The sequence below is a fragment of the Kitasatospora sp. NPDC096077 genome, from assembly GCF_040303245.1.
GTDB lineage: Bacteria > Actinomycetota > Actinomycetes > Streptomycetales > Streptomycetaceae > Kitasatospora.
This window is the reverse complement of the sequence record NZ_JBEOSV010000056.1, coordinates 1-8,358: the sequence shown is the minus strand read 5'-3', so window position 1 is coordinate 8,358 and position 8,358 is coordinate 1. Positions and strand designations below refer to the sequence as shown.

Below are 8,358 nucleotides of genomic sequence, written 5' to 3'. Positions count from 1 at the left end.
CGCGGGAAGTCGACCCGTCCGACTTCCCGCGCCGCGGCGCGTCTCCAGGGCCGCTCAGCGCGTGGCGCGCAGCTCCGGCAGCTCGATCAGCTCGGTCTCGTCCTCGGGCGTCAGGTCCACCACGGTGGTCCCGTCCGCCCCGGCCCCGCCGGCGGCCACCGGCTCCACCGGGCGGACCTCCGCGGCCTCCAGGGTCTCCTGCGCCTCGGCGCGGGCCTTCGCGGCGACCGCCTCGTCCCCCACCACGTCGGCCAGGTCCGCGCGCTCCGCCAGCTCGGCGACGCTGCCCACCGCCGGGGCCGGAGCCGCCGCCCGGACCGCCGCACCCGTGCCGCGGCCGAAGAAGCTGAAGCCCGGCCCGCGGGCCGGCCCGGACTGCGCCGGACGCTGCCGCTGCCGCTCCACCGGAGCCGGCGCGGCGGCCGACGCACCGGCCTGCGCACCGCTCGCCCCGGACCCACCGCCGAGCTGGCCGACCGTCGCGGTCAGCGCCGGGCGCAGCGGCGTGGGCTGCACCGGGGTACGGCCCGCCGGAGCAGCGGTCGCGGCCGGCCCGGCCGGGGCCTGCGCCGGGGTGGGCACCGTGGGCGCCACCGGAGCGGGCACCGACACCGGCTTGGGCGCCGAAGCGACCGAAGCGACCTGGGCGGCCGAGGCGGCCGGAGCCGTACGAGCCCGCAGCGCGACCTCCGCGCCCGCCGTGCGCTCCCGCTGCGCCTCCTGCTCGGCCGCCCGCCGCTCCAGCAGCCGCAGCACGGACGCGGCGCGGACGAACGCGGCCGGACTGGCCGGGTGCTTGGGACGGCTCGCGGCGAGCGCCTTCTGGGCCGCCTCGGCCTCCTTGAGCGCCTGCTCCGCCACCGCCACGGCCCGCTCGCGCAGCAGCCGGGCTATCTCGGTCTCCGCCTTCGCCAGCCGCGACTTCTCCGCCGTCAGCCGCCGCCCGAACCGGGTGGCCCGCTCCTCGGCCACCTCGGCCGCGTACTCGGCCTCGGCCAGCTGCTCCTCGAAGCGCTCCTCGGCCCGCAGCCGCTGCGCCGAGGACACCTCGGCGGCCGCCCGGGCCGCCTTGTCCCGCTGCCGCAGCAGCACCGCGAAGCCGAGCGTGGCGATCAGCGCGGCGATGCCCACCGAGCGGACCAGGACGGTGTCCTGACTGAAAAGCAGCGCGGCCAGAGCGGCCACCAGCAGTACGCCGGCGGCGGTGGGGGGAAAGACCCGGCCGAGGACGGAGGAATGACGGTGGCGTCCGCGAGACATGCCAAGAAACTAGCGTGCGAATTGGGGCCGTGTCAGCCCAGGGTCCCCTTCAACCCTTGACAGTGCGCAGTTTTTACCGCACGTGCCCGGCTTTTCACTCAAGATCACGAAAAAAGCCCTGTTCAGCGCGGTGCGACCGGATCCGGCCGTTCCGTCAGCGGGGCGAGGCCGCCGGACCGCCCGGGTCGTCGTGGTTCTCCGGCAGCTTGCACACGTGCTGCAGCCAGAGCGCCGCCGCGATCACCGCGGCCCCCGCCAGCACCGCGAGCCCGGCGGTCACCGCCTGGTCCTTGCGGGCCGACACGTCCAGCTCGCCGAGCAGATAGATCCCGGCGCCGGCGTAGATGCCGGTGACCACCGAGGAGACCAGCGCGCTGGCCTGCCCGAGCACCACCGCCCGCGCCGCCAGCAGCGGGTCGACCCGCTTGGCGCCGGGCTGCCGCTCGCGCACCGCCTTCAGCCGGGAGCGCAGCGAGATCGCGGTCGCCAGCAGGATGACCGCCACCGCCGCCAGCACCACCGGAGCCGCGGCCGGCACGGCCGGCAGCGTGTCCAGGGACGCCCACAGCTTGGAGCCGGCCCAGGACAGCGCCGTCGTCGCGGCGGTGATGCCGATCAGCAGACGGAGGCGAAGCAGCTTCACGCGGAGGAGGTCCTTCCCGGGGTACCAGAGCCGACCGACCGACCGCCCGGTGGCCCGGTACGACGGCGTCAGGCCACCGTACCGGGACCGGACGGGCGGACATCCACTCGTACGGCCGGGCCCCGCGGCCGAGTTCCCGACCGACCCGGCGGACCGGACCGGCCGGGCCGCCCGCCGGCCCGTCCCGCCGTGGGCGTTTCCGACAATTTCCCGCCCGGCGTCGCGCGCGCGGCGGGAACTGTCGGACCCGCCGCTACTCCGGCAGCGTCAGCCGGATGTCGTCGCGGCGCTTCACGCCCTGCGCGTCCGGCCCGCCGAGCGCCGCCAGCAGCGCGGCGACCGGACCGTGTCCGGGCACCTCGGCCTCGGGCTGGGCGTCCAGCCAGGGGGCGAGGACGAAGGCCCGCTCGTGCGACCGCGGGTGCGGCAGCAGCAGCTGCGGGTCCTCGCTGACCACGCCCTCGTACGCCAGGATGTCGACGTCCAGGGTGCGCGCGCCCCAGCGGACCTCGCGGACCCGCCCGAAGGCGTCCTCGATCGCGTTGCCGCGCTCCAGCAGGTCCCGCGGCGGCAGCGAGGTGCGCAGCACCACGACCGCGTTGTAGTAGTTGGGCTGTTCCTCCGGGCCGCCCACGGCCTCGGTCTCGTAGACCGCCGAGACGGCCTTGATCTTCAGCCCGGGGGTGTCGGCGAGCGCGTCGACGGCACCCTGCAGGGTGTCCAGCCGGTTGCCCAGGTTGCTGCCGAGCGCGATCACCGCGCACCGCTGGCTGTGCAGCGTGGTGTCGGCGGAGTCCACCCGGTCCTCCAGGTCGAACGCGTTCGGCTCAGTGCTGGTCATCGAAGAATTCCCTCTGCATCGGAAACCAGGCGCGCGGTGGGGGTCATGCGCGGCCCCGGTGGATGGTCACGGTCACGTCGTCGAACGGCACGGTGATCGGGGCGTCCGGCTTGTGCACGGTGACCTCGACCTCCTCGACCGCGTCGTGCTTCAGGCACTGGTCGGCGATCCGCTGCGCCAGGGTCTCGATCAGGTCGACCGGTTCCCCGGCGATGATCGCGGTGACCTCCTCGGCCACGATGCCGTAGTGCGCCGTGCGGGTGAGGTCGTCTCCGGACGCGGCGGGGCGGGTGTCCAGGTACAGCACGAGATCGACCACGAAGGTCTGGCCCTCGACGCGCTCGCGCTCGAACACGCCGTGGTGGCCCCGGGCTCGCAGCCCCCGCAGGGTGACGCGGTCCAGCAAACGAATCACTGCTCCCAGTCGGACGGGCCCCACCCGGGAAAGGCATGGACGGGCGGGGCGAAGGCGGGCAGCACGCCCGCCACTCCGTTTCGAATCTACCCGCGAGCGCGGACAACGCCTGACCGTCCTACCCGGCACGAACCGTCGCCACGCGCACCGGAATGGCGATTGACGTGAACGTTCGGTGACCACTCGGAAATTCCCCGGCGACCGTTCGGCGCCGATTTTCCGCGGCTCCCGGAATCAGTCCTCGTCGTCCTCGTCCCCGCTGGTCAGCACGGGTGAGCCGTGGTGCGACCAGAGCTTCCACCCGGCCGGGGTACGACGGAACAGATTGCTCGACACGACCTTTCCGCCGACCAGCGGGCCGAGTTCCCCCTCCTCCTCCGCCTCGCCGCCGGAGAGGATGTTCTCGGTGCACGTGACAAGGGCCACATCGCCGTGGACCTCGGCCTCGACATCGGTCAGGAAGAACTGGATGTACTCCGTGTTCATCATGATCAGCATGTAGGAGCGGGTCACCTGGGCCCGCCCCCGCAGCACCGGCCAACCGGGGTGCACACAGACCACGCCGCCCTTGTCGTCGGCGTGCTCCGGCCCCAGCCAGGCCTCCTCGACCGCTTCGACGTCCCCCCGCTCCAGCGCCTCGTAGAAGGCCCGGTTCGCCGCGAGCACCGCCTCCAGGTCCACCTCCCGGGCCTTACCGGCCGTCCCGCCGCTCAACCTGCCGTCACCTGTCACAGACCCTCCCTCACCCCAGCCGCGCCGCGCGCTGCCAGGCCGCGACCACGCGGACGGCGTCCGCCGTACCGGACACGTCGTGCACCCGGACCGCCCAGGCTCCGGCCTGGGCCGACAGCACCGAGACCGCGGCGGTCGCGTCGTCCCGCTCACGGGCCGGGCGCAGCTCCCCGGTTTCCGGGTCGGCGAGCAGCGTACCCAGGAACCGCTTCCGCGAAGCCGCGACGAGGACGGGACGGCCGAGCGCGGTGAGCGCGTCCAACCGGCCGAGCAGCGCCCAGTTGTGCTCGGGGGTCTTGGCGAAGCCGAGCCCCGGGTCGAGGACCAACTGGTCCTCCTTGACCCCGGCGGCCAGCAGCGCCTCCACCCGGGCGGTCAGCTCGGCGACCACGTCCCGTACGACGTCCTGGTAGACGGCCCGCCGTTCCATGTCGGCGGACTGCCCGCGCCAGTGCATGACCACGAAGGGCGCGCCGGTCGCCGCGACCACCCGGGCCATCGCCGGGTCGGCGAGGCCGCCGGAGACGTCGTTGACGATCGCGGCGCCGGCCTCGACGGCCCGCTCGGCGACCGAGGCCCGCATGGTGTCCACCGACACCATCACCCCGGCCGCGGCCAGCTCGCGCACCACCGGCAGCACCCGGCGCAGCTCCTCCTCCTCGGGCACCCGCTGGGTCCCGGGCCGGGTGGACTCGCCGCCGACGTCCACCAGGTCCGCGCCGCGGGCCCGCAGGGCCAGCCCGTGCGCGATCGCCCTGGCGGGGTCGAGCCACATCCCGCCGTCCGAGAAGGAGTCGGGCGTGACGTTGACCACACCCATCACGGCGCAGCGGCCGAGCCGCGGCAGTCCGGCCGGGAGGGAGTAGGGGGGCACATCGCTCATGCCCCCCATTATCGAACGGGGCCCCCGCCGAGGTTTCTCGGCGGGGGCCCCGTTCGAACGCCGGTCGGCCTCGGGCGGCCTCGGGCGGCCTCGAGCGGCCTCAGGCGGCCTCGGTGACCTCACGGGTCGACGGCACCGGCATCAGGCCCTCACGCTGGCGCCTGCGCCAGAAGCGCGGCATGCCGAGCGTGATGAAGGCCTCCGCCTGCATCGCGGCGAAGCCGATCCGCGGCAGGTCCCGGGTGCTCGGGAAGACCAGGAAGCGCGGCTCCCACTCGGGCTGGAACTTGGCGTTGAACTTGTACAGCGACTCGATCTGGAACCACCGCGACAGGAACACCAGCAGTCCGCGCCAGGCGCGCAGCACCGGGCCGGCGCCGATCCGCTCGCCGCGGGCCAGCGCCGAGCGGAACATCGCGAAGTTGAGCGACACCCGGCGGATGCCCAGGGCGCCCACCTCCTGCAGGGCGGCGACGATCAGCAGCTCGTTCAGGCCCGGGTCGGCGGCCCGGTCGCGGCGCATCAGCTCCAGCGATATGCCGTCCGGCCCCCAGGGCACGAAGTGCAGCACGGCCTTCAGGTCGTCGCCGCTCTCGCCCTCCTCCGGGGCCTTGTGGGCGGTGACCACCACGCAGTCGTCGTCCAGCGGGTCGCCGAAGCGGCCCAGGGCCATCGAGAAGCCGCGCTCGGTGTCGGTGCCGCGCCAGCGGGCGGCGGCGTCGGCGATCCGGTACTTCTCCTCGACGCTGAGCTCGGAGACCCGGCGCACCTTGCAGGAGTAGCCGTTGCGCTCGATCCGCTTGACCATCTGGCGGACGTTGCGCATGGCCCGGCCGGCCAGCGAGAAGGTGGAGGTGTCGACGATGGCCTCGTCGCCCAGCTCCAGCGCGTCCAGGCCCGCCTCGCGGGTCCAGACCTCGCCGCCGACCTCGCTGCAGCCCATCACGGCCGGCACCCAGGCGTGCTCGCGGGCCTCGGCCATGAACACCTTGATCGCGCCCGGCCAGGCCTCGACGTCGCCGACCGGGTCGCCGGAGGCGAGCATCACGCCGGAGACCACCCGGTAGGAGATCGCGGCCTTGCCGGTGGGCGAGAACAGCACGCTCTTGTCGCGGCGCAGCGCGAAGTAGCCGAGCGAGTCGCGCTCGCCGTGCCGCTTGAGCAGCTCGCGGACCTTCTCCTCGTCCTCGGCGGTGAGCTCCGGCTTCGGCTTGCCCGGGCGCAGCGCCAGGTAGGCGGTGGTGAAGGCGGTCAGCAGGCCGAGGCCGCCGAGCAGGTAGGCGACCAGGTCGGACATCCGCTCGTTGGTGTAGCGGATCGGGCCCTCGAAGCCGAACAGCCCGTACCCGACGTGCTGCAGCCGGTCGTACAGGCCGGGGTGGCCGAACTCGTAGCGGGTGCGGGTGCTCACGATCAGCAGGCCGAGCAGCACGCTGAGGGCGCCCATCACAACCAGGTTGACCACCGCGCCCCAGCGGGTGCGCGGGTCGGCCTTGGCGTAGAACTCGCGCTGGTGCACCAGCATCACGGCGAGGACGACCAGCGAGACGACCGCCGGGCCGATCTGGTGCCAGCGCATGATGTGCAGCGCGGCACTGAGCGGCAGCAGCACGCAGACCGCCCGCCAGGCCCGCCGCTTGCGCCGGCGCAGCGCGTGCGCCAGCGGCACCAGCAGGATGCCGACCATCAGCGTGCCGACCGCGGCCAGGCTGGTGGTGCCGCCCGGAAGCTGCCCGGCGAAGGTGTGCATCTTGGTGTGCCGGAGCTTGGGGAACACCGCACTCGCGATGTCGACCAGGCCGATCAGCAGACAGGCGTAGCCGACCGCACCGGGGAGCCAGGCCCTCGGGACGGCCGCCGCCTGGTTGCGCAGCGTCTGCAGGCCGCGCCGTCGGCGCGGGGGCTGCTCGGGGCTCGGCTCAACGGACACGGGAACGCTCATGGAAGCTCAGCGTAGAGGCTGCGGTGCGGTGTCCGTTCACTCCGGGGGAGCACGTGTGATGGACCTTCATGCCTATTCCTTCATCAGGCAATGCGCATACCAAGGACCCGGAAACGGACGGTATTCCGGTGCCATGGGCGCGCTGCGGGTTGAGCCGGGGGCGGAGCCGTGGGTCCACCGCCGCGTGGCGGGACGGAACCCTCCGGCACGCGTTACGTACGGTGGACGCCGCATTCTAGGGCGCCGGTTGCCGCGGACCTTCCCCCGCCCTGCCACCCCCGCCCGGGCGCCCGGACAGCCTAGCTGCGGTGGCCCGGTCTGACGGACCGCCAGACGATGAAGCCTGCACCGACAGCGTCCCACCGGAAGGCCGACGGCATGGAACTGACCAGCGACGTGCTGGTGAACTCGCTGCTCGCTCTCGGAGCGGCGGCCCTCGTCATCACCCTGTGGCTCTGGCCCAGGCTGGCCCGGCAGCGCCCGCTGCCGGTGCTCGGCCGGATCGGCCTGATGACAGTCGTTCAAGTCTCGATCCTCGCGGTCCTGGCGCTGTCGGTGAACAACTCCTTCGGGTTCTACACCTCCTGGGACGACCTGCTCAACCCCGGCGGCGCCAAGCTCGCGCTGACCAGCAACGAGAACCACAAGGGCGGCACCCCGGTCTCCGACAAACTGGTCCAGCCGACCGACGAGGGCGGTCTGGAGGGCGTCGCCAACCTGCCCAAGGGCGCGCCGGAGGAGGTCGGGAAGGTCGAGTCGGTCCGGGTCAACGGCAAGGAGACCGGATTCTCCGACCAGATGTTCGTCTACCTGCCGCCCGAGTACTTCGACCCGAAGTTCGCCCTGGTCCGCTTCCCGGTCGTGCTCACCCTGGCCGGCTTCCCGGGCACCACCCTGAACCTGCTCAAGGAGCTGCCCACCGTGCAGACGGCGGCCGAGCTGCAGCGCTCCGGCAAGATGCCGCCGACCGTCCTGGTACTGGCCCGCCCCTCGGTGGTCCCCTCCCGGGACACCGAGTGCGTGGACGTCCCCGGCGGGCCGCGCACCGAGACCTGGTTCACCAAGGACGTGCCCGAGGCGCTGCAGAGCGCCTACCGGCTCGGCCGCTCGGCCGCCTCCTGGGGCGTGTTCGGCTACTCCACCGGCGGCAGCTGCGCGATGCGCCTGTCGATGCGCAATCCGAACGTCTACGGCAGCGCCACCGGCCTGCACGGCGACTTCTCGGTGCGCCAGGACCAGTACACCGGCGGCGACCTCTTCAGCGGCGACAAGACCCTGACCCAGCAGCACGACCTCGGCTGGCGGCTGCAGAACCTCCCGGCCCCGTCGCTGAACATGCTGGTGGTCTCCACCCGGACGGAGACGGACTACCAGCAGACCGTCCAGTTCGTCGACCAGGCCACCCAGGTCGCGGCGGCCAATCCGCAGTTCAAGGTGGATTCGCTCTACCTGGACGACGGCGGGCACAACTTCGACAGCTGGACCAGGGAGCTGCCCGCCTCGCTGGAATGGATGGGCGCCCACCTCGGCTAGGCCGAGGCGCCGGCCGGGCCGACCGGCGGGTGGCCACCCGCCGGTGGAGTCGTTCGTCATGACCCTCCCAGCCTACGGGGCGGGGGTGACAATCCGGTCCCGTTGCCCC

8 protein-coding genes are annotated in these 8,358 nt (G+C 73.2%); 1 reads left to right on the top strand and 7 read right to left on the bottom strand.

Translation table 11 applies throughout. The annotated features are described in order from the left end of the window. Window positions 1–54: 54 nt before the first annotated feature. From ABTZ03_RS32985 to ABTZ03_RS32955, 7 genes are all read right to left on the bottom strand, one after another. On the bottom strand, window positions 55–1,260 hold the full coding sequence (locus ABTZ03_RS32985; protein WP_350516820.1) for a hypothetical protein: 1,206 nt from the start codon (window positions 1,258–1,260) through the stop codon (window positions 55–57). A gap of 154 nt (window positions 1,261–1,414) precedes the next feature. After that, window positions 1,415–1,903 (bottom strand): DUF3180 domain-containing protein, encoded by a 489-nt coding sequence (locus ABTZ03_RS32980; protein WP_350516819.1) that lies wholly within the window; start codon window positions 1,901–1,903, stop codon window positions 1,415–1,417. A 253-nt stretch (window positions 1,904–2,156) separates the two neighbouring features. Further along, window positions 2,157–2,744: a 2-amino-4-hydroxy-6-hydroxymethyldihydropteridine diphosphokinase gene (gene folK / locus ABTZ03_RS32975; RefSeq protein ID WP_350516818.1), complete on the bottom strand. Its 588-nt coding sequence runs from the start codon at window positions 2,742–2,744 to the stop codon at window positions 2,157–2,159. Between the two features lie 43 nt (window positions 2,745–2,787). Continuing rightward, window positions 2,788–3,147: a dihydroneopterin aldolase gene (folB, locus tag ABTZ03_RS32970; RefSeq protein WP_030288941.1), complete on the bottom strand. Its 360-nt coding sequence runs from the start codon at window positions 3,145–3,147 to the stop codon at window positions 2,788–2,790. Window positions 3,148–3,393: 246 nt separating this feature from the next. Continuing rightward, the gene (locus ABTZ03_RS32965; RefSeq protein WP_350509220.1) at window positions 3,394–3,891 is read right to left on the bottom strand and encodes a nuclear transport factor 2 family protein; all 498 of its coding nucleotides are present in this window, start codon (window positions 3,889–3,891) and stop codon (window positions 3,394–3,396) included. A gap of 10 nt (window positions 3,892–3,901) precedes the next feature. Beyond that, window positions 3,902–4,783, bottom strand: coding sequence for a dihydropteroate synthase (gene folP / locus ABTZ03_RS32960; protein WP_350516817.1), 882 nt, complete (start codon window positions 4,781–4,783; stop codon window positions 3,902–3,904). Window positions 4,784–4,874: 91 nt separating this feature from the next. After that, the gene (locus ABTZ03_RS32955; RefSeq protein ID WP_350516816.1) at window positions 4,875–6,716 is read right to left on the bottom strand and encodes a phosphatidylglycerol lysyltransferase domain-containing protein; all 1,842 of its coding nucleotides are present in this window, start codon (window positions 6,714–6,716) and stop codon (window positions 4,875–4,877) included. A gap of 378 nt (window positions 6,717–7,094) precedes the next feature. Between ABTZ03_RS32955 and ABTZ03_RS32950 the strand changes: the two genes are divergently transcribed. Beyond that, window positions 7,095–8,249 carry an alpha/beta hydrolase gene (locus ABTZ03_RS32950; protein ID WP_350516815.1) on the top strand — a complete coding sequence of 385 codons (1,155 nt, stop codon included), beginning with the start codon at window positions 7,095–7,097 and terminating at the stop codon, window positions 8,247–8,249. The last annotated feature ends 109 nt before the right edge of the window (window positions 8,250–8,358 follow it).

Coding starts and splice junctions, on each gene's coding strand:
- ABTZ03_RS32985 (WP_350516820.1), bottom strand. CDS start 1,260: ATGTCTCGCGGACGCCACCGTCATTCCTCCGTCCTCGGCCGGGTCTTT.
- folK (WP_350516818.1), bottom strand. CDS start 2,744: ATGACCAGCACTGAGCCGAACGCGTTCGACCTGGAGGACCGGGTGGAC.
- folP (WP_350516817.1), bottom strand. CDS start 4,783: ATGGGGGGCATGAGCGATGTGCCCCCCTACTCCCTCCCGGCCGGACTG.
- ABTZ03_RS32955 (WP_350516816.1), bottom strand. CDS start 6,716: ATGAGCGTTCCCGTGTCCGTTGAGCCGAGCCCCGAGCAGCCCCCGCGC.
- ABTZ03_RS32950 (WP_350516815.1), top strand. CDS start 7,095: ATGGAACTGACCAGCGACGTGCTGGTGAACTCGCTGCTCGCTCTCGGA.